The following is a 1,277-nucleotide window of genomic DNA, read 5'->3' as shown; positions in this document are numbered from 1 at the left end:
CTATTCTTGAGATTAATTTTCATCCTTAACTGATTTCGATCAGAAAAATAAACAGGTAGTCATTAATGTCTAAGCTAGTTTTAGTTTTAAACTGTGGTAGTTCTTCTCTTAAATTCGCTGTTGTTGATGCAGAATCAGGTGCAGAGCACCTAACTGGTCTTGCTGAGTGTCTAGGTCTTCCAGAAGCTCGTATGAAATGGAAACTTGATGGCAAGCATGAAGCACAACTAGGCGCGGGCGCAGCTCACGTAGAAGCACTATCTTTCATGGTAGAAACTATTCTTGCTTCTAAGCCTGAGCTTAAAGCTAACCTTGGCGCTATCGGTCACCGTATCGTACACGGCGGTGAGCAGTTCACTTCTTCTGCGCTTATCACTGATGAAGTTCTTAAGGGTATTCAAGACGCTGCGACTTTTGCACCTCTTCACAACCCTGCTCACCTTATCGGTATCGAAGCGGCTCAAAAGAACTTCCCTGGTCTACAAAACGTTGCTGTATTTGACACTGCGTTCCACCAAACAATGCCTTCTGAGTCTTACCTATACGCTCTACCGTACAACCTGTACAAAGAGCACGGCATCCGTCGTTACGGCATGCACGGTACTTCTCACCTATTCATCACTCGTGAAGTTGCAGGCCTACTAAACAAGCCAGTTGAAGAAGTTAACATCATCAACTGTCACCTAGGTAACGGCGCTTCTGTATGTGCAATCAAGAACGGTCAATCTGTAGATACTTCTATGGGTCTTACTCCTCTTGAAGGTCTTGTAATGGGTACACGTTGTGGTGACCTAGATCCTGCGATCATCTTCCACCTACACGACGCTCTTGGTTACTCTGTTGAAGAAATCAACAACATGCTAACTAAAGAATCTGGTCTTGCTGGTCTAACTGAAGTGACTTCTGACTGTCGTTTCGTTGAAGACAACTACGGCGAGAAAGAAGAAGCAACTCGTGCAATGGACGTGTTCTGTCACCGTCTAGCTAAGTACGTTGCTGGTTACACTGCAACTCTAGAAGGTCGTCTAGACGCAATCACTTTCACTGGCGGCATCGGCGAGAACTCTGGCCCAATCCGTGAAATGGTTCTTAACCGCCTAGGCATCTTCGGCATCGAAGTTGACGGTGAAGCTAACCTTAAAGCTCGTTTCGGCGGCGAAGGTACTATCACTACAGCTAACAGCCGTATCCCTGCAATGGTTATCTCGACTAACGAAGAGCTAGTAATTGCTGAAGACACTGCGAAACTAGCAGGTCTTTAATTGATTTTCCTGACT

The 1,277-nt window shown here is 45.6% G+C and carries 1 protein-coding gene; it reads left to right on the top strand.

Features of this window, described 5'->3' with window-relative positions; genetic code table 11:
• The first annotated feature begins 65 nt into the window (after positions 1-65).
• On the top strand, positions 66-1,262 hold the full coding sequence (locus AB4653_RS23795) for an acetate kinase (protein WP_009848631.1): 1,197 nt from the start codon (positions 66-68) through the stop codon (positions 1,260-1,262).
• Positions 1,263-1,277: the final 15 nt, after the last annotated feature.

This window comes from Vibrio sp. 10N.222.48.A3, from assembly GCF_041475345.1.
Lineage (GTDB): Bacteria > Pseudomonadota > Gammaproteobacteria > Enterobacterales > Vibrionaceae > Vibrio > Vibrio tasmaniensis_A.
The sequence above is the reverse complement of the archived record's forward strand: the minus strand, read 5'-3'. Positions and strand labels throughout refer to the sequence as shown.